Below are 25791 nucleotides of genomic sequence, written 5' to 3' on the forward strand. Positions count from 1 at the left end.
CGGGGCGGCGACCGGAACCTGCGGAGGAGGCGTGACCCTGATATGTCCCTGAAGTCCGCTCCGGGCGTGGCTTGTAGGGGCCCACCCGGTGCAGGATGGAAGGGCGACAGTGTCAGCGTCTACGCCCGCACGCCTGGAGGATCGGATGATTGCCGAGACCGTCTGTTCCGCCGTATCCGCGGCCGGCCTCGGCATCGCCGCGATCACGGCCTACCGCAAGCGTTTCCTCGCGGCGACGCGCCTCGCCGCCTACTCCCTGGTGCCGGTCGGCCTGGTGATGACCGGAGTCGTCGGATGGCTTGCCGACACCGCCTTCAGCATGAAGGCCTGGGCGGGCTTCGGGGTCCTGGGCGTCGCCTGGCTGCTCTTCATGATCACTCGTGCCGTGGAGCGCCGCTCCGGCGGCACCCGCAAGGAGCGCAAGGCCGCGAAGGCGGCCCAGCGCGATGCCGTGGCCCCCGCGGCGTCCGCGCCCTCCCTGGGCCAGGGAGCGCGCCCGGCCGCCCAGCCGGTTGCCCAGCCGAAGGCGGCGGCGCCCAAGGAGGACTTCAGTGACATCGAGGCCATCCTGAAGAAGCACGGCATCTGAACGAAGCACGGCATCTGACGGGAGCGGCCCCGCCCGCCGCCCCGCACGCCGCCCCGTTCGTCAACAAGCGTCCGCGTTCGAAGGGCCTGGGACTCCCTCGTTCGTGTGGACGGCGGTGCGGTCGGGCCTGATGAGGTGCGTCGCTGGTGAGCCGTGGACGCAGCGTGCGCGGCGCTGGACTTTCGCAGGTCACGGAAGGCGGTGAACTCCCGCGCTTCCCGGGCGTGTTGGTCATCGGAGCCCCCGGGACTGAGTCATCATCGCCGCGAGATGCTGGAGACCGCACCGGGCGATGCCGCCCCGCCGACCGATGAGCGAGCCGCGACGGAAGAGCCCAAGGGCTGTCTGTTCGCGCTCTCCCAGCCACCCCTGATGATCTTTCTGGCGGTGATCGGCGTCCTGATCCTGATGGGGTCGCTGCACGACCTGCTGCGGCTCTAAGGGGCGCCGCGGCCGGGGCTCAGCCCGCCGCTTCCTTGCGCCGGGCCCGGTAGGCGGCGACGTGCAGCCGGTTTCCGCAGGTGCGGCTGTCGCAGTAGCGGCGCGAGCGGTTGCGGGAGAGGTCGACGAAGGCGCGCCGGCAGTCCGGCGCCTCGCAGCGCCGCAGCCGCTCCTGCTCACCGGCGACCACGAAGAACGCCAGCGCCATCCCGCAGTCCGCCGCGAGGTGGTCGGCGATGGAGGCCCCGGGTGCGAAGTAGTGCACGTGCCAGTCGTAGCCGTCGTGGTCGGTGAGACGGGGCGTGGTGCCCGCCGCCGCGATCAGTTCGTTGATCACCGCCGCCGCGGCCTGCGGCTCGGAGGCCGCGAAGACTTCGTGGAAGCGGCTCCGGATCTGCCGGACGCCGATCAGGTCACGCTCCGAGAGCACGCCGACGTCACTTATGCCGTGGCTCTGCACGAAGGCCTCCAGGGCTGCGACGTCCGTGAGTCCCTCCGTCTCGGCGCTCGCGGTGCTCTCGGTGTCCGGCGCGGTGTTCACCAGATCGACCACGGCGTCGAGTGCGCACCGGGTGTCGTGGGTGATCAGCACGATTTGCTCCCTGGCCTGGGGGTAGTGGGGGCCTCCCCTGCTCATCAGAGCCAGGGGAAGGGTGCCCGCCGATGCTGGCCGATGCTAGCGGCTTCACGACACGACACACCGGCGCCGTCCCCGCGGGAATCCGCGGCGACGGCGCCGGTGTGTCTGCACTGTGCGGTTGTCATGCCCGAGCCGTCGCCCCGAGTCGGACGGCGCCGGGCGCTCTCGCGCTGCCTGAGCTAACTTTCGGCCAGGATGTGCGAGAGCTCCGTATCCAGATCGAAGTGGCGGTGTTCCGTGCCGGGCGGCACGGCCGCATCGGTTCGCTTCAGGAACGACTCAAGGGCCCGCGCCGGGGCCTCGAGCAGAGCCTCACCCTCGGGGGAACTCAGGGCGATGCAGACAACACCCTGACCGTGGCTCCGGGACGGCCAGACTCGGACGTCGCCGGTACCGGTGGGCCGGTGCAGGCCCTCGGCGAGGAGGTCGCGGGCGAACACCCACTCGACGGTTTCCTCGGCTCCGGTGTGGAAGGTGGCGTGCACGGCATAGGGATCGGCCGTGTCATACCGCAGTCCTGCGGGTACAGGCAGTGAGGACTCGCTCGACACAACGAGGCGCAGGTGCAGCTCGCAGCTGACCGTGGTGTTCATAAGCGCCAGGGCCTTTCGCTCAGTGTGCGCTCGGGGATTCGCACGTCGGCGAAATCGACATGCCACCTACGGTGCCGTTGTAAACCCCTCTGAGGGTTTTGGGTGTCTTTAGGTAGCTCGTACGGCGGGTTGTTTGTTCGGGAGGTACGGCCATTCCAGTGACGGGTTTCCGTCCGGTAGGGTTTGGCCGTATGAATACGGGGAGTAACGAGCCGGGGGTTGCCGAAACAATCACCGGCACGAAGGACGACCAGCCGCTCGGATCGCGTGCGCCGGAGTTCATCCAGGCCCGCAAGGCGCTGCACCTCAGCTGGCAGGTGGGCGTCTTCATCGTCGGCCTCGCCGTGGTCGGCGCCGGCATCGTGATGCTGCCGCTGCCCGGACCGGGCTGGCTGGTGATCTTCGGTGGAATGGCGATCTGGGCGACCGAGTTCGTCTGGGCCCAGCTGGTCCTTCGCTGGACGAAGCGGAAGGTCACCGAGGCGGCGCAGCGTGCGCTCGACCCCAAGGTGCGCCGCCGGAACATCATCCTGACGACCATCGGCCTGGTGATCATCGCCGTGCTCGTCGGGATCTACGTCTGGAAGTTCGGGCTCGAGATGCCATGGAAGATCAAGGAGTGACCTTCGGGTGACTCCACGGCGGTCGGAGGCACCGCTGACATGCGGTAATGTTCTCCGTGCGCCCGGGGCGATTAGCTCAGTGGGAGAGCGCTTCGTTCACACCGAAGAGGTCACTGGTTCGAACCCAGTATCGCCCACCCCGGAACTGCGGCCCGGAGGCTTAACAGCCTCCGGGCCGCAGTCGTATTCGCTCGCATTTCCGTGCGGCACAAGGAATGTGACGCTCCGTCTGCTGCGGAGCCGGCCGCCGAACGGAAAAAAGCGGAGTCAGTGCATTCTGCCGAGAACGTCACGGACCCGGCGTGCGTCGCGCAGCCGCTGTTCGTACGTCGCGCCGACGGTGAGCAGCAGGAGTCCGGCGAGTGCGGGCGGCAGCCAGCGCGGCAGGGCGTCCACCACGTGGACGATGTAGGGCGCCAGTTCGTGCAGCGCGTCCAGGGCGAGGACCGTGCCGCCGAGCACCAATGGCGCCTGCAGCCGGTGCCGGGCCCCCACCAGCGTGATCAACAGGGCCGCGGTGCCCAGGAGCAGCGGGCGCTGCCAGTGCGTGTCGCTCCAGGCGGCGACGAGGCTCGGCAGGAGGGTCGCCGCGAGGCCGGGGCCGTAGGCCGTCCAGGAGGATGTCTCCGGGGCGCGGCGGCGTCGTAGCGCGCCGATCAGGAGTGCGGGGACGGTGACCGGCAGGGTGTACGCCTCCGGGGCCCCCACGCCCCAGGCGGCCAGGCGCACCCAGGTCGCCAGGAGGAACAGGGCCCCGGCCGCGTATCCGACCTGTCGGCGGTCCGTGCGGAGCGCGGTGCCCGCGGCGATGACGCCGCCGAGCGCGAGGGCCAGGGCGAGGGTCGTCGGGTGGCCCGCGGTGAGGACGATGGCGAGGCCGCCCGCGACCGCACCGGTGATCTCGACCGGCAGCGTCAGCGGGTGCCGGCCGAGCCGGGCCGCGACGAGGGCGCCGAGTGCCGGTACGACGAGCATCAGGAGCCCCGTGTGGTCCGGACGCAGGTCCCGGGCAGCTCCCGAGGCGAAGGCGAGCGCGGTGGCGTACGCGATCGTGGCGCACGCGGCGGCGGGTGCCACGCCCGGAGCGGCTTCCCGGCGGCGGACGGCGCACACGGTCGCCGCGAGGAACAGTGCCGTCAGGGCGCCGAGCGTGCCGAGCGTCGCCCCCGTGGTGGCCAGGGCCAGGAACGCGACGCTCACCGATGAGGCGAGCGCCAGACCCAGCGAGGTGAGGGCCACCGCCGTCGAGCCGACACGCGAGGCGACGGCGAGCAGGGCGGCGGTGAGCACGACGTACGCCGATACCCCGGCCGCGTAAGGGAGTTGGACGGCGGACGGGAGGACGAGGGCGGCGGCCCAGGCGAGGAACAGGGCGCCGGAACGAGTGGCGCCGGGATCGTTCAGGAACGGTGTGCCGGCCCGCGGTGAGATGGCGACGAGGGGCGGTACGGTCCGCTCGGAGGCGGGGCCTGCGGGGCTTGCGGGGCCTGCGGGATGTGCGGGGCCTGCGGGATGTGCGGCAGGGGCGGCCGCTGCCTGGCTGTGCGGCAGTTGCCCCGCCCGCTCGGCGGCGGGGTCTGCGTCCGGCTCTGTTCCGCGTGCTGCGCTGGGCTCCGTGGCGCGGCTCGTGCCGGGGCCAGCGGGGTTTGCGTCCGGCTCTGTCCCGCGTGCTGCGCTGGGCTCCGTGGCGCGGCTCGCGCCCGGGCCAGCGGGATCTACGCCCGGTTCTGCTCCGCGCGTGGCGCTCAGCTCCGCGCCGGGTCCTGCGTGACTTACGTCTGGCTTCGCGCCGCGCCCCTCGCCGGGACCTGCGCCCGGCTCTGTTCCGGGTGTCGCGCCGGGACCTGCTGCGGGGGCTGTGCCTGGCTCTGCGCCACGCCCCGCGGCGGGGCCTGCGGCAGGGGTGGCAGCCGGTGCGCCCGGGGTGCTCACGGCGGTCGCTGTAGTCGCAGCGGTCACGGCGGTGGGCAGCAGCCTGGCGGCTGTGAGTAGGACCCCGGCGATGGTTGCCAGTACGAGTGAGGCCATGACGGGGTGTTGGACGGACAGGCCGGGCACCGCGATGGCGTCATCCGTGCCCCGTGGTGCGCCCGACCAGGGCTTCCCGGCCCAACTCACGGGGCCGAGCAGCGCGGAGACCAGCGCGGGCAGCGTCCACAGCGCCGCGAGCGCGTGCACCAGGAGCGCCGACCCGGCGATCCCGCGCAGCACGGGGCTGGGCAGGGAGGTGCGGACGACCGCCAACAGCGCGACGCCGCACGCCAGATAGGCGGGGACCGTCCACGCGGCGGGCAGTGCCCCGCGCAGCACGCCACCGGCGGCCGCCGTCACGAGCAGGCCGCCCGCGAACGCCGCAACCGTCGCCTGCGGGGGCGGCGTGATCAGCCACGCCGCCACCAGCGCGACGGAGGCGGCCAGCAGCAGGAGCGCGCTCGCCCGCGCCGCGTCGGGCAGCCCCGTGGCCGACCAGGACAGGTACCCGGCGCCCACCGCACCCCACAGCCCCGCGGCGCAGGCGCCCACGGTCGCGACGACGCGCACGCCCTCGGCGCCGACCCGCAGCGCGATCGCGACGTCGAACGCCGCCGTCACCAGGAGCGCCGCAGCCGTGGCGTGGTCACCCGCGTCAGCGGCGCGCACCCAGAGGAACAAGGGGAGTTGAGCGCTCGCCACGGCCAGCGGCAAGGGCAGCCGCAGCTCGCGGAACGCCAGACCGTACGCCGCCCACAGCGCGGCGAGCACGGCGGACGCGACCGCCGTGTAGCCCAGGCCGTCGGCCTGTGGCAGGGCGACGGCATGGAGGGCGTACGCGTCGAGGACGGTCAGGGCGAGGCCGAGCGCGGCCACCGTCTCCGCCGTCGAACGCAGCCTGCGGCGCAGCAGCGGCGCGGGCACGCCCAGGGCCGTCAGCGTCACGGCCGCGAGGACGGCGCTGCGTCCGCCGATGCCCAGGTGCCCCCAGCTCACCAACGTGAAGGCGATCGCCGCGATGGTCAGCAGGATGCCGCCCAGCGTGAGCAGCACGTTCTGCACGTTCGGCGGGGTGGCCTCCGGGGCGCGGACCGGCCGCGGGGGAGCGGGGGCCGGTGCCGCCACTGCCTGGAGGGAGCTGACCAGCCAGGCTCGGCGGTGCAGCAACTGCGACCTGCGCGCGTCGAGTCGGTGCAGCTCCAGGTCGAGGATGCGCAGCTCCTCGGCCGGGGGCGGAATGTTCGTCATGCCCGTGGAGTGTGGCCGGGAACACTGTGGCGGGCATCGGTTCGGATACTCAGGACGTACTCAGATCGGGCCCCTCCCGGCAGACTCGGTCCATGGACTGGAGCCACTACCGCTTCCGCAGCGTCTGGCACGTGCCCGCGCCGCTCGCCGACGTGTACGCCGTCCTCGAACGCGCCGAGGAGTATCCGGCGTGGTGGCCCCAGGTGCGCGAGGTGACGCCCGTCGACGAGCGCAGTGGCACCGCACGCTTCCGCTCCTTCCTGCCCTACGACCTGTTCGTCACCGGCGAGGAGCGGCGCCGCGACCCGGACTCCGGAATCCTGGAGATAGGGATGACCGGGGATCTGCACGGCTGGGCGCGCTGGACCGTCACGGCGGTACCGGGCGGGACGCGAGCGGTCTACGACCAGGAAGTAGTGGTGCGCAAACCGCTGATGCGGCGCCTCGCCGTCCCCGGGAGGCCCGTCTTCCTCCTCAACCACGCGCTGATGATGCGTGCGGGCGAGCGAGGTCTGAGGGAGCACCTCACAGGGGGCTGACGGCTCTCGCGGAAGCGGTTTGAAGGAAACCCGTGAAGACCTGTATTGTTCAGTCCGTTCCCGGGCGATTAGCTCAGTGGGAGAGCGCTTCGTTCACACCGAAGAGGTCACTGGTTCGAACCCAGTATCGCCCACCCGGAGAATGCCGGTCCGTCACCGACGGACCGGTTTTTTCATGTCCACACAGCTTCATACCCGCACCGCTTCATGCCCGCGTCGCACCGACGACGGTCAGGCTGCCGCAGGCAGTTCGGGACGCAGCGGCCACGCCGGATCAACTGCCTCAGGTGTACCGCTGCGCGCGAACCACGCCTGCAGTCCGCGTGCCTGCGCCGCGTGCCACACCGCCTGCAGCGCGTGCAGCTCGGCCGCCGAGAGCCGTTCGAGCCGCGACGCGAAACGCTGTCCCACGGCACGCACGACGTCCAGCGCGGCCTGCGCGTCGGCCGCCGCGTCGTGCGCCTCGTCCAGCTCCACCGCGTAGTGCGCGCACAGATCGGTCAGCGTGCGGCGCCCCTTGCGGTACCGGTCGAGCTGCTTGTCCAGGACCCGCGGATCCAGCACGCACAGCGAGGACCCCGCCATGTAGTGGCTGAGCGAGGACGCGCGGTGCCTGCGCAACTCGCGGTCCAGGATCGTCAGATCGAACGGTGCGTTCATGACGACGATGGGGCGGCCCGCGGCGCCCTGTTCCGCCAGTTCCCTCGCTATCTCCTCCATCACCGGCGCGGGCCAGCGGCCGTTGTGCTGAAGATGTTCCTCCGTCAGGCCGTGCACCGCGGTGGCACTCTCGGGCACGGGAACGCCCGGGTTCACCAGCCAGCGGGTGATGCGCGGGCGGGTGCCCGCGCCTTGCTGGACGACGACGGCGGCCGACACAATGCGGTCGGTCTCGACGTCGACGCCCGTGGTCTCGGTGTCGAATGCGGCCAAGGGCCCCTCGTACCAGCACGTCATAGTGACGCAACTCCTCGATCATGTCCGGCAGATGGCTTTCCTCCCCTGCCCACACCGGTGATACCCGGGCCGTTTGCGCTGTACGCGGCCCGGAGACAACAGAGGTACAGGGCAACGGAATTGACCGGCCCGAAGCGGGGATTCACTGGTTCGGAAGGCTCGTTGGACATGGCGCTCGCGCAGCCCGAACAGGGTGGGCTGCTGCCCGAGCGGATCGCACCGCCGCGCGGCACACTCGCCACCACCGCCTGTATGGAGACCCTTCAGGTGGGCTATCTGCACGCTGTCGCCGCCGCGGCGGGGTGCTCGCTCTCACAACCCTTTCCGGACAACGGAATCGACTGGCACGTCAGCCACAGCGCCCCCGGGCACACGGTCGACGACGAAGTCACCATCAAGGTGCAGCTCAAGTGCACCTACCAGATACCGCCGAACCCGCCGGGCGCCGCCTTCTCCTTCACGCTCGACAATCCGCACCTGGAGAAGCTCGCTCGCACCCCGGTCTCGGTGCACAAGATCCTGGTCGTGATGCTCGTGCCCCGGTCGCAGGACGACTGGCTGCGCGCGAGCCACGACCGGCTCGACCTGCGGCACTGCTGCTACTGGACCAACCTCGCCGGACACCGGGTGACCGGCCGGCGCAGGACCACGGTCCGCGTCCCGACCTCGCGGATCTTCGACGACAGGGCCCTCTGCGAGATCATGACGCGGGTCGGGACGGGAGGGAGACCCTGATGCACCGCCCGATCGAAGAGCCACTACGCCCCGTTCGCCCGCACCCCGTCGAAGCCGCGGGCAGCTGGGCCGATCCGCTGGCCGCCGGTCCCCCCGACCCTTCGCAGGTCGACCCCGCCGTGCTCGGCGCACTGCTCGCACGGCACGGCTGGCACCGGCGCGGGGGAGCGGCGGGACGCTACGCCCGCTGGACCCCGCCAGGTCCCGGCGCGGGCGGCACGAGCCTGCTCGTGCCGGAGAGCAGGGCCTTCCCGGACTGTGAGGACCTGCTCGGCGAGGCGCTCATCGCCCTGTCGCGCAGCGCGTCGCCGTCCGCCCGTGACGTGCTCGTCGGGCTCACCGTGCCCAGCGACGAGATCCGCTGGTGGCGCGATGTCCCGGTGGGGCCCGCGGGCGCCGCGACCTGGACGGCCGAGGAGCAACTGCGGGCGGCGGCGCGGCAGATGCTGCTCGCCGGAGCCCTCGCGGCGCGCGCCCGTGCCGGGTACTACGGGGCGCGGCACCGCGGGCCCGCCGCCGCGTCCCTGGAGAACGTCCTGGTGGGACCCGCTCCCGGCGGGCGGCAGCTCACCGCGTTCGTGCCCGTCCTGACCGGGCGTCTGCTGGCGGTGCGGCTGCACCAGGCGCTGTACGCGGTCCGCGAAGCCGTCGACTACCAACGCGCCACCGGCGGCATGGACGCCTTCGACGGCGCCGTCGAGGCGGGCGTCAGCCATGAGCTCACGGAGGCCGTGGTGGCCCTGGTGCGGGGCACGGAAGGGGCGCGGGTCGCCGTGGAGTGGGCGCCGGCCGCCGGGGTGCCCGAGGGGTGCGCCGTCGACGCCGATCCCGTCGAGTTCTCGCCCGGTGACCTGCCGGTGCTGCGGGAGGCGGGCGCGCGCTATCTGCGGGACGAGCCGGCGATGCCGGTGCGGATCACGGGGGCCGTGGTGCGGCTGCGGCGGTCGGGGCCGCGGGGCGAGGGCACGGTGCGGGTCCGGGTGCTGGCGGGCGTGGACGTCCCCAGCGTACGCATGACCCTCGACGAGGAGTCCTACCGCATCGCGGGCCACGCCCACCTGGTGGGGCTGCCGATCCGGGTGCACGGGCGGCTTGAGAGCCGGGGCGGGTTCCGGCGGCTCACCGGGGCCTCCGGAGTGGTGCCGGTGCAGGTGGACGAGGGGGAGAAGGACCGCCTGATGAAGTCGCTCCAGGAGAATCTCGACTTCTTCGAGGAGGCGTGCAGCGGGGACTGAGGCGGGGCGCGGCCGGGGCCGGGGAGAGAACCGTTTCGCGGTGGGCGCCCCCGGCTCGGTACGATTCGTTTCGCGTGCAGGAGTCGATCTGCCGCGACCCCCTTCAGGTAGGAGAAGACCGGTGTCAGACGTCCGTGTGATCATCCAACGCGATTCCGAGCGGGAAGAGCGCGTGGTGACGACGGGCACTACGGCCGCCGAACTCTTCGCCGGCGAGCGCACCATCGTCGCCGCCCGCGTGGCCGGTGAGCTGAAGGACCTCGCGTACGCGGTACAGGACGGCGAGGAGGTCGAGCCGGTCGAGATCTCCTCCGAGGACGGCCTGAACATCCTGCGCCACTCCACCGCGCACGTCATGGCGCAGGCCGTGCAGGAGCTCTTCCCCGAGGCCAAGCTGGGCATCGGCCCGCCGGTCGAGAACGGCTTCTACTACGACTTCGACGTCGAGAAGCCCTTCACGCCCGAGGACCTCAAGGCCGTCGAGAAGAAGATGCAGGAGATCCAGAAGCGCGGCCAGCGCTTCTCGCGCCGCGTCGTCACCGACGAGGCCGCCCGCGAGGAGCTCGCCGACGAGCCGTACAAGCTGGAGCTCATCGGCATCAAGGGCTCCGCGTCCAGCGACGACGGCGCGGACGTCGAGGTGGGCGGCGGCGAGCTGACCATCTACGACAACCTCGACCCGAAGACCGGCGACCTGTGCTGGAAGGACCTCTGCCGCGGTCCGCACCTGCCCACCACCCGGAACATCCCGGCGTTCAAGCTGATGCGCAACGCCGCCGCGTACTGGCGCGGCAGCGAGAAGAACCCGATGCTCCAGCGCATCTACGGCACCGCCTGGCCCACCAAGGACGAGCTCAAGGCCCACCTGGAGTTCCTGGCCGAGGCCGAGAAGCGCGACCACCGCAAGCTCGGCAGCGAGCTGGACCTCTTCTCCATCCCCGAGCAGATCGGCTCGGGCCTGGCGGTCTTCCACCCCAAGGGCGGCATCATCCGCCGGGTCATGGAGGACTACTCGCGGCGCCGCCACGAGGAGGAGGGGTACGAGTTCGTCTACACCCCGCACGCCACGAAGGGGAAGCTCTTCGAGACCTCGGGCCACCTGGACTGGTACGCCGACGGCATGTACCCGCCCATGCAGCTCGACGAGGGCGTGGACTACTACCTCAAGCCCATGAACTGCCCGATGCACAACCTGATCTTCGATGCGCGCGGGCGTTCCTACCGTGAACTGCCGCTGCGCCTCTTCGAGTTCGGCACCGTGTACCGGTACGAGAAGTCGGGCGTCGTGCACGGTCTGACCCGTGCCCGCGGCTTCACCCAGGACGACGCGCACATCTACTGCACCAAGGAGCAGATGGCGGACGAGCTCGACAAGACGCTCACCTTCGTCCTGAACCTGCTGCGCGACTACGGCCTGACCGACTTCTACCTGGAGCTCTCCACCAAGGACCCGGAGAAGTTCGTCGGCTCGGACGAGATCTGGGAAGAGGCCACCGCGACGCTGCAGCAGGTGGCCGAGAAGCAGGGCCTGCCGCTCGTTCCCGACCCGGGCGGCGCCGCCTTCTACGGCCCGAAGATCTCCGTGCAGTGCAAGGACGCCATCGGCCGCACCTGGCAGATGTCGACCGTGCAGCTGGACTTCAACCTGCCGGAGCGCTTCAACCTCGAGTACACCTCGCCGGACGGCAGCAAGCAGCGTCCGGTGATGATCCACCGTGCGCTCTTCGGTTCGATCGAGCGGTTCTTCGCCGTGCTCCTGGAGCACTACGCGGGCGCCATGCCGCCGTGGCTCGCGCCGGTGCAGGCGGTGGGCATCCCGGTCGGGGACGCGCACGTCCCCTACCTCCAGGAGTTCGCGGCCGAGGCCAAGAAGAAGGGCCTGCGGGTCGAGGTGGACGCCTCCTCCGACCGCATGCAGAAGAAGATCAGGACGCAGCAGAAGCTGAAGGTCCCCTTCATGATCATCGTCGGTGACGACGACATGAACGCGGGCACGATCTCCTTCCGCTACCGCGACGGCTCGCAGGAGAACGGCATCCCGCGCGACCAGGCGCTCGCCAAGCTCCTGGACGTGGTGGAGAGCCGCGAGCAGGTGTGACCCGACCCCGCGCACGCGGGTACGAGGCCCCCGGGACGTTCAGCGTCCCGGGGGCCTCTCGTCGTCCTCCCGTGCGAACACCTGAAGCAGCCACGACGAGAACGCCCCCGTCACCGCGCCGAGCAGCGCGAGGCCGCAGAGCATCATGCCCACCGCGATCAGGCGCCCCACCGGCGTCACCGGTGTCTCGTCGCCGTAGCCCACGGTCGCGAGCGTGGCCGACGCCCACCACGCCGCGTCCCCGAAGCTGCGGATCGTCGCGCCCCGTGCCGCGTGCTCCTGCTGGTAGACGGCCAGCGCCCCGGCGAAGCCCAGGAGCAGCGCGGAGAGACCGGCGTACGTGACCACGCGCGCGTGCAGCGCGAGGCGCGGTTTGCCGTGCCTGCGCTGGACGGCCTCGTAGATGTGCACGATCCGCAGCGGCCGGAGCAGGGGCAGGACGAGGACGAGGGTGTCCTGCCAGTGGCCGCGTACGAAGCGCGCTCCCTGCCCGCTGAGCCGCCACCGCACCGCGTAGTCCACGGCGAAAGCGGCCCAGGCCGTGAGGAGCACCACCAGGCAGACGGTGCGCCATGCCTCGGGCAGCCCCGAGGCCAGGACCCATACCGCGTACGCGGTCAGGTAGAGGAGCGACGCCACGGCGAGCGGTGCTTCCGTGCGGCTCTCCCAGTGTGTCTGACGGCTGTCATCGGTCATCGCCCCAGCTTCCCCGTGCCGCGGGCGGCGGGCGCCCCGCCGACACGCTTCGATCGGGCCAAGTCATATGCTGCACTGCATGACGAGTGAGCCGGAGCAGCAGATCGGAGTGGGGACGCAGGACGCGTTCCAGCGCCTGTGGACGCCCCACCGGATGGCGTACATCCAGGGCGAGAACAAGCCGAGCGGTCCGGGCGCCGACGACGGCTGTCCCTTCTGCTCCATCCCGGCCAAATCCGACGAGGACGGTCTGGTCGTCGCACGCGGCGAGCAGGTGTACGCGGTGCTCAACCTCTACCCGTACAACGGCGGCCATCTGATGGTCGTCCCCTACCGCCACGTCGCCGACTACACGGAGCTGACCGTCCCGGAGACGGCCGAGCTCGGTGAGTTCACCAAGCAGGCCATGGTCGCGCTGCGCGCCGCGTCCGGCGCGCACGGCTTCAACATCGGCATGAACCAGGGCACGGTGGCAGGGGCCGGCATCGCCGCGCATCTGCACCAGCACATCGTGCCCCGCTGGGGCGGGGACACGAACTTCATGCCGGTCGTGGGGCACACCAAGATCCTGCCGCAGCTGCTCGCGGACACCCGCAAGATGCTGGCCGACGCCTGGCCCGCCGCGCTCTGACGCGTCCCGCGGGCCGGGCTCGCAGCCCGGCCCGCGGCGTGTCTCACGCGTCGTACACGTCCGCCTTCCTCGGCATCGGGTCCTGGACCATTCCGCTGAGGAGGCCGGAGCGGTTGCCGAACTTCTCGGTGTCCACGCCGTTCTCCTCGAGCACCTTGATGGCCGCCGAGTGCACCACGCGCAGCACCGGCGTGGCCGCGCGCAGCGCGTCGTCGGCCATGAAGCGGTGCCGCCACGGCTTGTCCGCCCAGGCGTGCCGCAGGCCGAAGGGCTCGGGCAGGACCAGCTTGCCGCCGAGGTGGTCCAGGATCGGCGGGTACCAGGTGAAGGGCGCCCGCACCGCGAGCCGTACGACCTCGTCGGCGTTGACCAGCGGCAGTTTGCGCTCGGTGGTCTCCCAGAACTTGATGGGCTTGGAGACCTGCTTGACCTTGGGGTCGGGCTTGCTGGTGAACAGTGAGTGGACCGGTCCGAGCGCGTGGCCGGTGACCTCGATGCGCAGCGTCTCGTGCAGGACGGTCACCGTGATCAGCATCGTGATGACCAACTGGCCGTCCCAGAGGGTGAACTGGCAGCCCAGGTAGTGCCGGTCGCCGCCGCCGAACTGCTGTTCGTTGCAGATCCGCTGTATCTCGTGGCCCCGGACCTGGAAGGCCTCGACCTCCGTGCCGCTGGGGCGGGCCACCGCCTTCGCGTTCTCCCCGATGGGGGACACGATCCAGTGCTTTATCGACGGGGTCGGGAAGCCGCCGGTGTGCAGCGGCCCGCGCTCGAGCAGGCGCAGCTGGTCGTGCACCGCGCGTATGACGTCCCAGCTGCGGAACGGGTGGATCTCCGTGCCTTCCTTGCCGGAGACCAGCTCCTCGGCGAGCTGCCAGCTGCCCCAGCGGGTGCCCATGCCCAGTATTCCCTTGGGGCCCGCGTAGAAGACCGAGTTGCTCTGCTGCTCGGCCGACAGGCGAGCCAGGCCCTGACGGAGCTGCTCGGCGGCCGTCTCGCCCGGGCTGCCCGGCACCGCTTCGGGGATCTTGGCGCCGATGCCGCCGCCGGAGAGCAGGCTCGACCAGCGCTCGCGCAGGTCCCTCGCGGTGCGCTCGGCGATCAGCTTGGCCCAGAACCAGCCCGCCACGGGAACGACGATCGCCGCGCGTATGTACCAGCCGAGGGGGCCGTCGACCGGCAGCTTGATGAGAAAGATCACGGCGAGGACGCCCAGGGCGACCATGGCTGCCGTCGCGATGGCGCTCGCCCGCTTGTTGTCCCCCTTGGTGACCGCCTGCTTGACGGTGAAGAGCAGCAGCCAGAGGAGGAGTCCGGGCAGGAAGAGCAGGCCGCACAGCACCATCACGAGGGTGAGCCAACGGTCGCGGTCCTTGCGGATGTTGTTCGCCGCGAGGCAGTGCTCGACGATCGACTGCGGTTCCATGCCGAAGGACTGGATGAGCGGCTTGCGGGCGCCGCCGAGCATCCGAACCTGCACGGCCCGTGCGAACGCCTCGCCCAGATTCGGCGCGAAGAGCGACCAAAGGCCTTCCTTGACCTCGGACTTGTGCCATTCGTTGTTGGCGTCGAGGATCTTCGATGCCTTGTCGTCGCGGTACGCGGCCGACGCGAGGGCGTGGGTCGCCGCCGTCTGCCCCGCGGCCCCGGACAGCGGGACCTGGGCCCCGGGCCTGAAGTCGAATACGTCGTCCGCCACTGCCGCCCCCATCGCCGCCAACCTTCGCTGCTGCGGCTCTTCCCGACTTCCCTGCCCGGCACACCTGTTGATCAGGTCATCAGCGTATCTGTGCGCACCGGCATCCGGCAGGGGCCCTTCGGATGCCGCCCGCCCGCGGGTGGCGGAACGGGCGGCAGCCGCTCAACTAGGAGGCGTCCTGGGCCTGTTCGCGAATCCTCTCGGAGAGCTGGGGCGGCATCGGTTCGTGGCGTGCGTACGTGCGGCTGAAGCGCGCGGTGCCCTGCGAGAGGGACCGCAGGTCGACGGCGTAGCGGCCGATCTCGATCTCGGGCACCTCGGCGCGTACGAGCGTGCGCCCGCCGGGCGCCTGCTCGGTTCCCACCACCCGGCCGCGGCGCCCCGAGAGGTCGCTCATCACCGAGCCCACGTGGTCGTCGCCGACCAGGACCCGCACCTCGGCCACCGGCTCCAGGAGGTGGATCTTGGCGTCGGCCGCGGCCTCGCGCAGGGCGAGCGCGCCCGCCGTCTGGAACGCGGCGTCGGAGGAGTCCACCGAGTGCGCCTTGCCGTCGAGCAGCGTGATGCGTACGTCGATGAGGGGGTATCCGGCGGCCACGCCCTTCGCGGCCTGCGCGCGCACGCCCTTCTCGACGGACGGGATGAACTGCCGGGGCACGGCGCCGCCCACGACCTTGTCGACGAACTCGATGCCGCTGCCGCCCGGCAGCGGTTCCACCTCGATCTCGCAGATGGCGTACTGGCCGTGGCCGCCGGACTGCTTCACATGGCGGCCGCGCCCGCCCGACCTGCCCGCGAACGTCTCCCGGAGGGAGACCTTGTGGTTCACCACGTCGACCTGCACGCCGTACCGGCTGCGCAGCCGCTCCAGGGCGACGTCGGCGTGGGCCTCGCCCAGGCACCACAGGACCACCTGGTGGGTGTCCTGGTTCTGTTCGAGGCGCATGGTCGGGTCCTCGGCGACCAGGCGGGAGAGCCCCTGGGAGAGCTTGTCCTCGTCCGCCTTGCTGTGCGCCTGGATGGCGAGCGGCAGGAGCGGGTCGGGCATGTCCCAGGGCTCCATCAGGAGCGGGTCGTCCTTGGCCGAGAGGGTGTCGCCCGTCTCGGCGCGGTTCAGCTTGGCGACGCAGGCCAGATCGCCCGCGATGCAGCTGGAGAGCGTGCGCTGGTGCTTGCCGAAGGGGGAGGAGAGGGCGCCGATGCGCTCGTCGACGTCGTGGTCCTCGTGGCCGCGGTCGGCCAGGCCGTGCCCGGACACGTGCACGGTCTCGTCGGGGCGCAGGGTGCCGGAGAAGACGCGTACGAGCGAGACGCGTCCCACGTACGGGTCGGACGCGGTCTTCACGACCTCGGCGACCAGCGGTCCCGAGGGATCGCAGGTGATCGCGGGCCTGGCCTTGCCGCCCGGTGTGGTGACGGCGGGCGCCGGGTGCTCCAGGGGGGTGGGGAAGCCGCCCGTGACCAGCTCCAGGAGCTCCACCGTGCCGATGCCCTGCCGGGCGCCCTCGGCGGCGGGCGCCGCCGCGAGCACGGGGTGGAAGATGCCGCGCGCCACGGCCCGCTCCAGATCGTCCACGAGGGTCTTGAAGTCGAGGTCCTCGCCGCTGAGGTAGCGGTCCATGAGGGACTCGTCCTCGCTCTCGGCGATGATCCCCTCGATCAGCTTGTTGCGGGCGTCCTCGATGAGCGGGAGCTGGTCCTCGCCCGGTTCGGACTCCTTCCGTTCGCCGGAGGCGTAGTCGAAGATCCGCTGCGAGAGCAGCCCGACCAGGCCGGTCACCGGTGCGTGCCCGTCCGGACCCTTGGCGCCGTGCAGCGGCAGGTACAGCGGCAGCACGGCGTCGGGGTCGTCGGCCCCGAAGGCCTCCGCGCAGGTCCGCGTCATCTCCTGGAAGTCGGCGCGGGCCGCCTCCAGGTGGGTCACCACGATGGCCCGCGGCATGCCGACCGCCGCGCACTCCTCCCACACCATGCGGGTCGCGCCGTCCACGCCGTCGGCGGCCGAAACGACGAAAAGGGCCGCGTCCGCGGCGCGCAGACCGGCCCGTAACTCGCCGACGAAATCGGCGTACCCGGGGGTGTCCAGAAGGTTGATCTTGTAGCCGCCCCATTCGACGGGGACGAGGGACAGCTGCACCGAGCGCTGCTGCCGGTGTTCGATGTCGTCGTAGTCGGACACGGCGGTGCCGTCCTCCACACGGCCCGCGCGGTTCACCGCCCCCGCGGTCAGCGCGAGGGCCTCCACCAGAGTCGTCTTGCCCGATCCGCTGTGGCCGACCAGCACCACATTCCGTACGGACGCGGGGTGGTCGGCCGCTGTAGCCCTGCCGGCGGCTCCGGGGTGTGCGTTCGCCTTGTCGCCCATGCCTTGGCCTCCCGGTTACGTGCACGGTGAGGAGGCACAGCCCCCTCGGGGATGCTGGCTGCTCGCGGACGTGCGGGGCCGTGTGCGGGTCGGCTCCGGCGACGCCCGCGGTGCTTTCGAGCTTTCCACTCGGGTCACTGTGCGTCCATACGTCGTACGCGATCGTGAGGGGGCGAGCCGGTCCGTCAACGTCGTGACTACGATGGGCCAGCCGGTGGCCAACAGGGCCGCACGGCTCACCGACCCCTCGGGAAGGCCATGCTGAACAAGTACGCGCGTGCATTCTTCACGCGTGTTCTCACACCGTTCGCCGCGTTTCTCATCCGTCGCGGCGTGAGCCCCGACGCGGTCACGTTCATCGGTACGGCCGGTGTGGTGGCGGGCGCGCTGGTCTTCTTCCCCCGCGGCGAGTTCTTCTGGGGCACGATCGTCATCACGCTCTTCGTGTTCTCCGACCTCGTCGACGGGAACATGGCGCGGCAGCTGGGACGCTCCAGCCGCTGGGGCGCCTTCCTGGACTCGACGCTCGACCGGGTGGCCGACAGCGCGATCTTCGGTGGCCTCGCGCTCTGGTACGCGGGTTCGGGCGGCGACAACATCCTGTGCGCCGTCTCCATCTTCTGCCTGGCCAGCGGCCAGGTGGTCTCGTACACGAAGGCGCGCGGCGAGGCGATCGGCCTGCCCGTCGCGGTCAACGGCCTGGTGGAGCGCGCCGAGCGCCTGGTGATCTCGCTGGTCGCCGCGGGTCTCGCGGGGCTGCACAAGTTCGGGGTCCCCGGCATCGACGTACTGCTGCCCATCGCGCTGTGGGTCGTCGCCGTCGGCAGCCTCGTCACGCTCGTCCAGCGTGTCGTGACCGTGCGCAAGGAGGCCGCCGAGGCCGACGCGGCCACGGAGGCCACGGCGCAGGGCAGTGAGGCCACGTCGTGAAGGACCGACTGACCGACGCGCTCTACGGAGCCGCCTGGAGCTCGGTCAAGAAGCTCCCCGAACCGGTGGCGGTGCGGCTGGGCCGGACCATCGCCGACGCCGCGTGGAAGCGGCGCGGCAAGGGCATTCTGCGCCTGGAGGCGAACTACGCGCGCGTGGTGCCCGACGCGAGCCCGCAGCGCCTCGCCGAGCTGTCCAGGGCCGGCATGCGCTCCTACCTGCGCTACTGGATGGAGTCGTTCCGGCTGCCGTCCTGGAGCAAGGAGCGCATCAAGGCGGGCGTCGAAATCAAGGACCTCCACTACTTGACGGACGGCCTCGCCTCCGACAAGGGCGTCATCCTCGCGCTTCCGCACCTGGGCAACTGGGACCTGGCGGGCGCCTGGGTCACCACGAAGCTGGAGACGCCGTTCACGACGGTCGCCGAACGGCTCAAGCCCGAGACGCTGTACGACCGCTTCGTCGCCTACCGCGAGAGCCTGGGCATGGAGGTCCTGCCGCACGAGGGCGGCTCCGCCTTCGGCACCCTGGCGCGGCGGCTGCGCGCGGGCGGCCTGGTCTGCCTGGTCGCCGACCGGGACCTCTCGGCGTCCGGCGTCGAGGTGAAGTTCTTCGGCGACACCGCGCGGATGCCCGCGGGGCCCGCGATCCTCGCGCAGCAGACGGGGGCGCTGTTGCTGCCGGTCACGCTCTGGTTCGACGAGACGCCCGTCATGAAGGGGCGTGTTCACGCCCCTGTCGATGTCCCCGAGACAGGTAGCCGCACGGAGAAGACGTCTGTCATGACGCAGGCGCTGGCAGACGCCTTCGCCACGGGTATCGCCGACCATCCGGAGGACTGGCACATGCTGCAGCGCTTGTGGCTCGCTGATCTCGACCCCGCCAAGGGGCCCGCCGACGCTCCGGCCGACGTTCCCGGCGATGCCCGGGCCGACGCTCCGGGCGAGGGGACACTGTGAGGATCGGCATCGTCTGCCCCTACTCGTGGGACGTGCCGGGCGGCGTCCAGTTCCACATCCGCGACCTGGCGGAGCACCTGATCCGCCTCGGGCACGAGGTGTCCGTCCTGGCCCCCGCGGACGACGAGACCCCCCTGCCGCCGTACGTCGTGTCGGCGGGCCGCGCCGTTCCGGTTCCGTACAACGGCTCGGTGGCCCGGCTCAACTTCGGGTTCCTGTCGGCCGCGCGGGTGCGGCGCTGGCTGCACGACGGCACCTTCGACGTCATCCACATCCACGAGCCGACCTCGCCCTCCCTGGGGCTGCTCACGTGCTGGGCGGCGCAGGGCCCGATCGTCGCGACGTTCCACACGTCCAATCCGCGCTCGCGGGCGATGATCGCGGCGTACCCGATCCTGCAGCCCGCCCTGGAGAAGATCAGCGCGCGCATCGCGGTGAGCGAGTACGCGCGCCGCACGCTCGTCGAGCACCTGGGCGGCGACGCGGTCGTCATCCCGAACGGCGTGGACGTCGACTTCTTCGCCAAGGTCGAGCCCAAGAAGGAGTGGCAGGGCGGCACGATCGGCTTCATCGGCCGCATCGACGAGCCGCGCAAGGGCCTTCCGGTGCTGATGAAGGCGCTGCCGAAGATCCTCGCCGAGCGCCCCGACACCCGGCTACTCGTCGCGGGCCGCGGCGACGAGCACGAGGCCGTCTCCTCGCTGCCGGTCGAGATGCGCGAGCGCGTGGAGTTCCTCGGCATGGTCAGCGACGAGGACAAGGCGCGGCTGCTGCGCAGCGTGGACGTGTACGTCGCTCCCAACACCGGGGGCGAGAGCTTCGGGATCATTCTGGTCGAGGCCCTGTCGGCGGGCGCGCCCGTCCTGGCCAGCGATCTGGACGCCTTCGCGCAGGTCCTCGACCAGGGCGCCGCGGGCGACCTGTTCACCAACGAGGACGCGGACTCGCTGGCCGCCGCGGCGCTGCGGCTCCTGGGCGACCCCGAGCGCCGCGACGAGCTGCGGGAGCGCGGCAGCAAGCACGTGCGCCGCTTCGACTGGTCGACGGTGGGCGCCGACATCCTCTCGGTGTACGAGACGGTGGCGGACGGGGCCGCCGCGGTGGCCGCCGATGAACGCTCGGGCCTGCGGGCGCGCTTCGGGCTCGCACGGGACTGACGGGACTGACGGGACCGACGGGACCGACGCGACCGACGCGACCGACGGGACCGACGCGACCGGACTCCGCGAGGCTCCCCGACGCGGGACGGGGAGCCCGGCGGTGAACCGGCGCCGCCGATGCGACTAGCCTTCCCCGGTGACCTCGACACTGATCTGGATCGCGGTAGCCCTCTTCGCGATCGGCCTCTACCTGAGCTGGACCGCGGGCCGGCTCGACCGGCTGCACGCCCGCATCGACGCGGCCCGCGCGGCACTCGACGCCCAGCTGCTGCGCCGCGCCTCGGTCGCCCAGGAGCTGGCCACCTCGGGGGTGCTCGACCCGGCGGCCTCCATCGTGCTCTACGAAGCGGCGCACGCGGCCCGGCAGGCGGAGGAGGAGCAGCGCGAGGTCGCCGAGAGCGAGCTCAGCCAGGCGCTGCGCGCGATCTTCGGCGAGGTGCAGCAGGTCGAGGCGGTGCGCGAGGCCCCCGGCGGCGACGAGGCGGCGACGGAGCTTGCCGCGTCCGTGCGCCGGGTGCCGATGGCCCGGCGCTTCCACAACGACGCCGTACGCGCGGCCCGTGCCCTGCGCAGGCACCGCAAGGTCCGCTGGTTCCGCCTCGCGGGCCACGCGCCGTTTCCGATGGCCTTCGAGATGGACGACGAACCGCCGGTCGCGCTGGCCGACCGCGCGACCACGTAGAGCCACCGGACACGCCGCTGACCAGGGGCGTCCGGGAAAAATGAGCCACCGGTCATCCATTGGCCCTTGCTGTGGACTGGTGGCCGGGAGTTTCCTCGTAGTCGCAGGAACCCGTCTTCAGCGAGCGAGGTCAACTCCGTGTCCAGCACCCTCTCCAGCAGCAACCAGTCGCCCGAGACCGGCACCGCGCGCGTCAAGCGCGGCATGGCCGAGCAGCTCAAGGGCGGCGTCATCATGGACGTCGTCAACGCCGAGCAGGCGAAGATAGCCGAGGACGCGGGCGCGGTGGCCGTCATGGCGCTGGAGCGGGTCCCCGCCGACATCCGCAAGGACGGCGGCGTGGCCCGGATGTCCGACCCGAACATGATCGAAGAGATCATCGAGGCCGTCTCCATCCCGGTCATGGCCAAGTCCCGCATCGGCCACTTCGTCGAGGCCCAGGTGCTCCAGTCCCTCGGCGTCGACTACATCGACGAGTCCGAGGTCCTGACCCCGGCCGACGAGGTCAACCACAGCGACAAGTTCGCCTTCACGACCCCGTTCGTGTGTGGCGCCACCAACCTGGGCGAGGCCCTGCGCCGCATCGCCGAGGGCGCGGCCATGATCCGCTCCAAGGGCGAGGCCGGCACCGGCAACGTCGTCGAGGCCGTGCGCCACCTGCGCCAGATCAAGAACGAGATCGCCAAGCTGCGCGGCTTCGACAACAACGAGCTGTACGCCGCCGCCAAGGACCTGCGTGCCCCGTACGAGCTGGTCAAGGAGGTCTCCGAGCTGGGCAAGCTGCCGGTGGTCCTCTTCTCGGCCGGTGGCGTCGCCACCCCCGCCGACGCCGCTCTGATGCGCCAGCTCGGCGCCGAGGGCGTCTTCGTCGGCTCCGGCATCTTCAAGTCGGGCGACCCGGCCGCGCGCGCCGCCGCCATCGTGAAGGCCACCACCTTCTACGACGACCCCAAGATCATCGCGGACGCTTCCCGCAACCTCGGCGAGGCCATGGTCGGCATCAACTGCGACACCCTCCCCGAGGCCGAGCGCTACGCGAACCGTGGCTGGTAAGGCACTACGTAGATGACTGACACCCCTGTAGTCGGCGTCCTGGCACTCCAGGGCGACGTACGGGAGCACTTGATCGCCCTGGCCTCGGCGGACGCCGTGGCCAGGCCGGTCAGGCGTCCCGAAGAGCTGGCCGATGTGGACGGCCTGGTCATCCCCGGCGGTGAGTCCACCACCATCTCCAAGCTGGCGGCCCTGTTCGGCCTGTTGGAGCCCCTTCGCGCGCGCGTGCGCGCCGGTATGCCGGTCTACGGCACCTGCGCGGGCATGATCATGCTGGCCGACAAGATCCTCGATCCGCGCTCGGAGCAGGAGACCTTCGGCGGCATCGACATGATCGTGCGCCGCAACGCCTTCGGACGGCAGAACGAGTCCTTCGAGGCGGCCGTGGACGTCGCGGGCATCGACGGCGACCCCGTGGAGGGTGTCTTCATCCGCGCCCCCTGGGTCGAGTCGGTCGGCGCGCGCGTCGAGGTGCTCGCCGAGCACGGCGGACACATCGTCGCCGTGCGCCAGGGCAACGCGCTCGCCACGTCGTTCCACCCCGAGCTGACGGGCGACCATCGCATGCACGCGCTGTTCGTCGGGATGGTCCGGGGCCACGCGGCGGCGGGATCCTAGTAGGATCTCTGCGTTCGTACAGTTGGGTAACGCGAAGGAGACAGGCAGATGTCCGGCCACTCTAAATGGGCTACGACGAAGCACAAGAAGGCCGTGATTGACGCCAAGCGCGGCAAGCTCTTCGCGAAGATGATCAAGAACATCGAGGTCGCGGCCCGCACGGGCGGCGCCGACGTGTCGGGCAACCCGACTCTCTTCGACGCCATCCAGAAGGCCAAGAAGAGCTCGGTCCCGAACAAGAACATCGACTCCGCGGTCAAGCGCGGCGCCGGTCTCGAAGCCGGCGGCGCCGAGTACGAGACGATCATGTACGAGGGCTACGGCCCGAACGGCGTCGCGGTGCTCATCGAGTGCCTCACCGACAACCGCAACCGCGCGGCCTCGGACGTACGCGTCGCGATGACCCGCAACGGCGGCTCCATGGCCGACCCGGGCTCCGTCTCGTACCTCTTCAACCGCAAGGGCGTCGTCATCGTCCCCAAGGGCGAGGGCGAGCTGTCCGAGGACGACGTCCTGGGCGCGGTCCTGGACGCGGGCGCCGAAGAGGTCAACGACCTCGGCGAGTCCTTCGAGGTGCTCAGCGAGGCCACCGACCTGGTCGCGGTCCGCACCGCCCTCCAGGAGGCCGGCATCGACTACGACTCGGCCGACGCCAACTTCGTCCCGACCATGCAGGTCGAGCTGGACGAGGACGGCGCCCGGAAGATCTTCAAGCTCATCGACGCGCTCGAGGACAGCGACGACGTCCAGAACGTCTTCGCCAACTTCGACGTGAGCGACGAGGTCATGGAGAAGGTCGACGCCTGAGTCGGGCCTCGGACCGGCCGTGCCACGGCTTTCGCTGACGGGCCGACAGGGGACACACCCCCTGTCGGCCCGTCGCGTTGTCAGTGCGAGCCGATAGCCTGCACAAACAGGTGAGCGAAGAAGTGGGGGTACTCGTGCGCGTGCTGGGTGTGGACCCGGGTCTGACCCGGTGCGGTGTGGGGGTCGTCGACGGAGTCGCCGGACGCCCGCTGACCATGCGAGCGGTCGGTGTCGTGCGCACGCCCGCCGACGCCGAGCTCGGCCACCGCCTGGTCGCCATCGAGCAGGGCATCGAGCAGTGGCTCGACGAGCACGACCCCGAAGTCCTCGCCGTGGAGCGGGTGTTCAGCCAGCACAACGTGCGTACGGTCATGGGCACCGCCCAGGCCAGCGCCGTGGCCATGCTCTGCGCGTCGCGTCGCGGCATCCCCGTCGCCCTGCACACGCCCAGCGAGGTCAAGGCCGCCGTCACCGGCAGCGGCCGCGCCGACAAGGCCCAGGTCGGAGCGATGGTCACCCGCCTCCTGCGGCTCGACGCACCGCCCAAGCCCGCCGACGCGGCGGACGCCCTCGCCCTCGCCATCTGTCACATCTGGCGCGCCCCGGCGCAGAACCGCCTCCAGCAGGCGGTCGCCCAGAACCGTCTCCAGCAGGCCACAGCCCTGCACGCGTCGAAGACCGCAACAGCACAGAAAGGCCGTACCGCATGATCGCCTTCGTCAGCGGCCCCGTCGCCGCACTCGCCCCCGACACCGCGGTGGTCGAGGTCGGCGGCGTCGGCATGGCCATCCAGTGCACGCCGAACACGCTCTCCACCCTGCGCATCGGCCAGCAGGCCAAGCTCGCCACCTCCCTGGTCGTCCGCGAGGACTCCCTGACGCTGTACGGCTTCGCGGACGACGACGAGCGCCAGACCTTCGAGCTGCTCCAGACCGCCAGCGGCGTCGGACCGCGCCTCGCGCAGGCCATGCTCGCCGTGCACAGCCCGGACGCACTGCGCCGCGCGGTCGCCACCGCCGACGAGAAGGCGCTCACCGCGGTCCCGGGCATCGGCAAGAAGGGCGCCCAGAAGCTGCTCCTGGAGTACAAGGACCGCCTCGGCGAGCCCCTGGGCACCGGCGGCCCCGCCATCGGCACCCCTGTCACCTCCGGCTGGAGCGACCAGCTGCACGCCGCGCTCATCGGCCTCGGCTATGCCACGCGCGAGGCCGACGAAGCGGTCGCCGCCGTCACCCCGCAGGCCGAGGCGACCGAGAAGCCGCAGGTGGGCCAGCTCCTCAAGGCCGCGCTTCAGACGCTCAACCGCACCCGCTAGCACCCGCTGGTATTCGCCCACCCCTGCCCACCAGAACCACATCGCGAGGCGAGCTCATGAACTGGGACGAGACCACCGACGACGCGACCGCCGCACCCGGGGCGGCCGAGCGGCTCGTCGGTGCGTCCGCCGACGGCGAGGACCAGGCGGTCGAGGCCGCCCTTCGCCCCAAGGACCTGGGCGAGTTCATCGGCCAGGAGAAGGTCCGCGAGCAGCTCGACCTCGTCCTGCGCGCGGCCCGCGCGCGCGGCGCCACCGCCGACCACGTCCTGCTCTCCGGCGCCCCCGGCCTCGGCAAGACCACCCTGTCGATGATCATCGCGGCCGAGATGGGCGCCCCGATCCGCATCACCAGCGGCCCGGCCATCCAGCACGCGGGCGACCTCGCGGCGATCCTCTCCTCCCTCCAGGAGGGCGAGGTCCTCTTCCTCGACGAGATCCACCGGATGTCCCGGCCCGCCGAAGAGATGCTCTACATGGCGATGGAGGACTTCCGCGTCGACGTCATCGTCGGCAAGGGCCCCGGTGCCACGGCCATCCCGCTGGAACTGCCGCCCTTCACCCTGGTCGGCGCCACCACGCGGGCGGGCCTGCTGCCGCCGCCGCTGCGCGACCGCTTCGGCTTCACCGCGCACATGGAGTTCTACGAACCGGCCGAGCTGGAGCGCGTGATCCACCGCTCCGCGCACCTCCTGGACGTGGAGATCGACGCGAAGGGCGCAGCCGAGATCGCCGGACGCTCACGCGGCACGCCCCGCATCGCCAACCGCCTGCTGCGCCGCGTACGGGACTATGCGCAGGTCAAGGCCGACGGCGTGATCAACAGGGACATCGCCGGCGCGGCCCTGAAGGTCTACGAGGTGGACGCCCGCGGCCTGGACCGCCTGGACCGCGCGGTCCTGGAGGCCCTGCTCAAGCTCTTCGGCGGCGGGCCCGTGGGCCTGTCGACGCTCGCGGTCGCCGTGGGGGAGGAGCGCGAGACGGTCGAGGAGGTCGCTGAGCCCTTCCTGGTACGGGAGGGACTGCTCGCCCGCACCCCCCGCGGCCGGGTCGGGACGCCCGCCGCATGGGCGCATCTCGGCCTCGTTCCGCCGCGTCAGGCGGGCGGAATCGGACAAGGGGACCTGTTCGGGGCGTGACGGCGCGCGTAGTGGAACGGTCAGGAACTGCGGTGCCATGCTGAGCGTTGTTCGTTAGGTGCGGACTC

General features: G+C 71.2%; 25 protein-coding genes and 2 tRNA genes. 20 read left to right on the plus strand and 7 right to left on the minus strand.

Going from position 1 to position 25791, the window contains the following annotated elements; all coding sequences use genetic code 11:
- The first annotated feature begins 145 nt into the window (after window positions 1–145).
- Window positions 146–589, plus strand: a complete 444-nt coding sequence (locus tag ACZ6ZP_RS30490) for a hypothetical protein (protein WP_351164863.1) — start codon at window positions 146–148, stop codon at window positions 587–589.
- A 270-nt stretch (window positions 590–859) separates the two neighbouring features.
- Window positions 860–1030, plus strand: a complete 171-nt coding sequence (locus tag ACZ6ZP_RS30495; protein ID WP_351164862.1) for a hypothetical protein — start codon at window positions 860–862, stop codon at window positions 1028–1030.
- A 19-nt stretch (window positions 1031–1049) separates the two neighbouring features.
- Here the strand turns inward: ACZ6ZP_RS30495 and ACZ6ZP_RS30500 are convergent, their stop codons facing one another.
- Together ACZ6ZP_RS30500 and ACZ6ZP_RS30505 are read right to left on the minus strand one after the other, a co-directional pair.
- Window positions 1050–1622, minus strand: coding sequence for a CGNR zinc finger domain-containing protein (locus tag ACZ6ZP_RS30500; protein WP_351164861.1), 573 nt, complete (start codon window positions 1620–1622; stop codon window positions 1050–1052).
- A gap of 227 nt (window positions 1623–1849) precedes the next feature.
- Window positions 1850–2263: an SsgA family sporulation/cell division regulator gene (locus tag ACZ6ZP_RS30505; RefSeq protein WP_003959770.1), complete on the minus strand. Its 414-nt coding sequence runs from the start codon at window positions 2261–2263 to the stop codon at window positions 1850–1852.
- Between the two features lie 191 nt (window positions 2264–2454).
- On the opposite strand from ACZ6ZP_RS30505, the gene ACZ6ZP_RS30510 reads away from it, so the two are divergent.
- On the plus strand, window positions 2455–2886 hold the full coding sequence (locus tag ACZ6ZP_RS30510) for a TIGR02611 family protein (RefSeq protein ID WP_351164859.1): 432 nt from the start codon (window positions 2455–2457) through the stop codon (window positions 2884–2886).
- 65 nt (window positions 2887–2951) lie between these two features.
- Window positions 2952–3023 (plus strand) — tRNA-Val (locus ACZ6ZP_RS30515).
- Window positions 3024–3153: 130 nt separating this feature from the next.
- Here the strand turns inward: ACZ6ZP_RS30515 and ACZ6ZP_RS30520 are convergent.
- Window positions 3154–6105 (minus strand): SCO7613 C-terminal domain-containing membrane protein, encoded by a 2952-nt coding sequence (locus ACZ6ZP_RS30520; protein WP_469409083.1) that lies wholly within the window; start codon window positions 6103–6105, stop codon window positions 3154–3156.
- A gap of 92 nt (window positions 6106–6197) precedes the next feature.
- Between ACZ6ZP_RS30520 and ACZ6ZP_RS30525 the strand changes: the two genes are divergently transcribed.
- On the plus strand, window positions 6198–6644 hold the full coding sequence (locus ACZ6ZP_RS30525; RefSeq protein ID WP_361463254.1) for an SRPBCC family protein: 447 nt from the start codon (window positions 6198–6200) through the stop codon (window positions 6642–6644).
- 62 nt (window positions 6645–6706) lie between these two features.
- Window positions 6707–6778: transfer RNA gene (locus ACZ6ZP_RS30530), tRNA-Val, on the plus strand.
- A gap of 97 nt (window positions 6779–6875) precedes the next feature.
- Here the strand turns inward: ACZ6ZP_RS30530 and ACZ6ZP_RS30535 are convergent.
- Entirely contained in the window at window positions 6876–7601 is a 726-nt protein-coding gene (locus tag ACZ6ZP_RS30535) for a 3'-5' exonuclease (RefSeq protein WP_351164856.1), read from the minus strand.
- Between the two features lie 168 nt (window positions 7602–7769).
- On the opposite strand from ACZ6ZP_RS30535, the gene ACZ6ZP_RS30540 reads away from it, so the two are divergent.
- The 3 genes from ACZ6ZP_RS30540 (at window position 7770) to thrS (ending at window position 11669) form a co-directional block, all read left to right on the plus strand.
- Entirely contained in the window at window positions 7770–8336 is a 567-nt protein-coding gene (locus ACZ6ZP_RS30540; RefSeq protein WP_351164855.1) for a DUF4365 domain-containing protein, read from the plus strand.
- Window positions 8333–9571, plus strand: coding sequence for a hypothetical protein (locus ACZ6ZP_RS30545; protein ID WP_366464658.1), 1239 nt, complete (start codon window positions 8333–8335; stop codon window positions 9569–9571). The genes ACZ6ZP_RS30540 and ACZ6ZP_RS30545 overlap by 4 nt, the downstream gene beginning before the upstream one ends.
- A 121-nt stretch (window positions 9572–9692) precedes the next feature.
- A complete protein-coding gene (gene thrS / locus ACZ6ZP_RS30550; protein WP_351164854.1) occupies window positions 9693–11669 on the plus strand; it encodes a threonine--tRNA ligase in 1977 nt (658 codons plus the stop codon).
- A 39-nt stretch (window positions 11670–11708) separates the two neighbouring features.
- Here thrS and ACZ6ZP_RS30555 read toward each other — a convergent pair whose 3' ends face one another.
- A complete protein-coding gene (locus ACZ6ZP_RS30555) occupies window positions 11709–12365 on the minus strand; it encodes a potassium channel family protein (RefSeq protein ID WP_351164853.1) in 657 nt (218 codons plus the stop codon).
- A gap of 67 nt (window positions 12366–12432) precedes the next feature.
- Between ACZ6ZP_RS30555 and ACZ6ZP_RS30560 the strand changes: the two genes are divergently transcribed.
- On the plus strand, window positions 12433–12996 hold the full coding sequence (locus ACZ6ZP_RS30560; RefSeq protein WP_351164852.1) for an HIT family protein: 564 nt from the start codon (window positions 12433–12435) through the stop codon (window positions 12994–12996).
- A 43-nt stretch (window positions 12997–13039) separates the two neighbouring features.
- On the opposite strand, the gene ACZ6ZP_RS30565 is transcribed toward ACZ6ZP_RS30560, so the two are convergent.
- Window positions 13040–14707, minus strand: coding sequence for a hypothetical protein (locus ACZ6ZP_RS30565; RefSeq protein ID WP_351164850.1), 1668 nt, complete (start codon window positions 14705–14707; stop codon window positions 13040–13042).
- 154 nt (window positions 14708–14861) lie between these two features.
- Window positions 14862–17060 (minus strand): elongation factor G-like protein EF-G2, encoded by a 2199-nt coding sequence (locus ACZ6ZP_RS30570; RefSeq protein ID WP_351164849.1) that lies wholly within the window; start codon window positions 17058–17060, stop codon window positions 14862–14864.
- A 258-nt stretch (window positions 17061–17318) separates the two neighbouring features.
- Here ACZ6ZP_RS30570 and pgsA point away from each other — a divergent pair, with 258 nt between their 5' ends.
- The 10 genes from pgsA (at window position 17319) to ruvB (ending at window position 25723) form a co-directional block, all read left to right on the plus strand.
- Complete coding sequence (gene pgsA, locus ACZ6ZP_RS30575; RefSeq protein WP_361463259.1) at window positions 17319–17990, plus strand: phosphatidylinositol phosphate synthase; 672 nt, start codon at window positions 17319–17321, stop codon at window positions 17988–17990.
- A complete protein-coding gene (locus tag ACZ6ZP_RS30580) occupies window positions 17987–18949 on the plus strand; it encodes a phosphatidylinositol mannoside acyltransferase (protein ID WP_351164847.1) in 963 nt (320 codons plus the stop codon). Before pgsA ends, ACZ6ZP_RS30580 begins: the two co-directional genes overlap by 4 nt.
- Window positions 18946–20106: a glycosyltransferase family 4 protein gene (locus ACZ6ZP_RS30585; protein WP_351164845.1), complete on the plus strand. Its 1161-nt coding sequence runs from the start codon at window positions 18946–18948 to the stop codon at window positions 20104–20106. Before ACZ6ZP_RS30580 ends, ACZ6ZP_RS30585 begins: the two co-directional genes overlap by 4 nt.
- Before the next feature lie 139 nt (window positions 20107–20245).
- Entirely contained in the window at window positions 20246–20791 is a 546-nt protein-coding gene (locus ACZ6ZP_RS30590) for a LemA family protein (protein WP_351164844.1), read from the plus strand.
- Between the two features lie 138 nt (window positions 20792–20929).
- On the plus strand, window positions 20930–21844 hold the full coding sequence (gene pdxS / locus ACZ6ZP_RS30595; protein ID WP_351164842.1) for a pyridoxal 5'-phosphate synthase lyase subunit PdxS: 915 nt from the start codon (window positions 20930–20932) through the stop codon (window positions 21842–21844).
- Window positions 21845–21856: 12 nt separating this feature from the next.
- Window positions 21857–22462 carry a pyridoxal 5'-phosphate synthase glutaminase subunit PdxT gene (pdxT, locus tag ACZ6ZP_RS30600; RefSeq protein WP_351164840.1) on the plus strand — a complete coding sequence of 202 codons (606 nt, stop codon included), beginning with the start codon at window positions 21857–21859 and terminating at the stop codon, window positions 22460–22462.
- Window positions 22463–22510: 48 nt separating this feature from the next.
- Window positions 22511–23269: a YebC/PmpR family DNA-binding transcriptional regulator gene (locus ACZ6ZP_RS30605; RefSeq protein ID WP_351164839.1), complete on the plus strand. Its 759-nt coding sequence runs from the start codon at window positions 22511–22513 to the stop codon at window positions 23267–23269.
- A gap of 134 nt (window positions 23270–23403) precedes the next feature.
- Window positions 23404–23979 (plus strand): crossover junction endodeoxyribonuclease RuvC, encoded by a 576-nt coding sequence (gene ruvC / locus ACZ6ZP_RS30610; RefSeq protein ID WP_351165143.1) that lies wholly within the window; start codon window positions 23404–23406, stop codon window positions 23977–23979.
- Entirely contained in the window at window positions 23976–24584 is a 609-nt protein-coding gene (gene ruvA / locus ACZ6ZP_RS30615; protein ID WP_351164838.1) for a Holliday junction branch migration protein RuvA, read from the plus strand. Before ruvC ends, ruvA begins: the two co-directional genes overlap by 4 nt.
- 56 nt (window positions 24585–24640) lie before the next feature.
- Entirely contained in the window at window positions 24641–25723 is a 1083-nt protein-coding gene (gene ruvB / locus ACZ6ZP_RS30620) for a Holliday junction branch migration DNA helicase RuvB (RefSeq protein WP_351164837.1), read from the plus strand.
- The last annotated feature ends 68 nt before the right edge of the window (window positions 25724–25791 follow it).

It is taken from the genome of Streptomyces sp. NPDC054047 (genome assembly GCF_055585065.1).

Bases quoted from the DNA above. Each gene is read 5' to 3' on its own strand.
- ACZ6ZP_RS30540 (WP_351164855.1), top strand. From the start codon at position 7,770: ATGGCGCTCGCGCAGCCCGAACAGGGTGGGCTGCTGCCCGAGCGGATC.
- ACZ6ZP_RS30520 (WP_469409083.1), bottom strand. From the start codon at position 6,105: ATGACGAACATTCCGCCCCCGGCCGAGGAGCTGCGCATCCTCGACCTG.
- ACZ6ZP_RS30535 (WP_351164856.1), bottom strand. From the start codon at position 7,601: ATGACGTGCTGGTACGAGGGGCCCTTGGCCGCATTCGACACCGAGACC.
- ruvA (WP_351164838.1), top strand. From the start codon at position 23,976: ATGATCGCCTTCGTCAGCGGCCCCGTCGCCGCACTCGCCCCCGACACC.
- ACZ6ZP_RS30525 (WP_361463254.1), top strand. From the start codon at position 6,198: ATGGACTGGAGCCACTACCGCTTCCGCAGCGTCTGGCACGTGCCCGCG.
- ACZ6ZP_RS30570 (WP_351164849.1), bottom strand. From the start codon at position 17,060: ATGGGCGACAAGGCGAACGCACACCCCGGAGCCGCCGGCAGGGCTACA.
- pgsA (WP_361463259.1), top strand. From the start codon at position 17,319: ATGCTGAACAAGTACGCGCGTGCATTCTTCACGCGTGTTCTCACACCG.
- ACZ6ZP_RS30565 (WP_351164850.1), bottom strand. From the start codon at position 14,707: ATGGGGGCGGCAGTGGCGGACGACGTATTCGACTTCAGGCCCGGGGCC.
- ACZ6ZP_RS30510 (WP_351164859.1), top strand. From the start codon at position 2,455: ATGAATACGGGGAGTAACGAGCCGGGGGTTGCCGAAACAATCACCGGC.
- ACZ6ZP_RS30560 (WP_351164852.1), top strand. From the start codon at position 12,433: ATGCTGCACTGCATGACGAGTGAGCCGGAGCAGCAGATCGGAGTGGGG.
- ACZ6ZP_RS30605 (WP_351164839.1), top strand. From the start codon at position 22,511: ATGTCCGGCCACTCTAAATGGGCTACGACGAAGCACAAGAAGGCCGTG.
- pdxT (WP_351164840.1), top strand. From the start codon at position 21,857: ATGACTGACACCCCTGTAGTCGGCGTCCTGGCACTCCAGGGCGACGTA.
- ACZ6ZP_RS30495 (WP_351164862.1), top strand. From the start codon at position 860: ATGCTGGAGACCGCACCGGGCGATGCCGCCCCGCCGACCGATGAGCGA.
- ruvB (WP_351164837.1), top strand. From the start codon at position 24,641: ATGAACTGGGACGAGACCACCGACGACGCGACCGCCGCACCCGGGGCG.
- ACZ6ZP_RS30490 (WP_351164863.1), top strand. From the start codon at position 146: ATGATTGCCGAGACCGTCTGTTCCGCCGTATCCGCGGCCGGCCTCGGC.
- ACZ6ZP_RS30555 (WP_351164853.1), bottom strand. From the start codon at position 12,365: ATGACCGATGACAGCCGTCAGACACACTGGGAGAGCCGCACGGAAGCA.
- ACZ6ZP_RS30505 (WP_003959770.1), bottom strand. From the start codon at position 2,263: ATGAACACCACGGTCAGCTGCGAGCTGCACCTGCGCCTCGTTGTGTCG.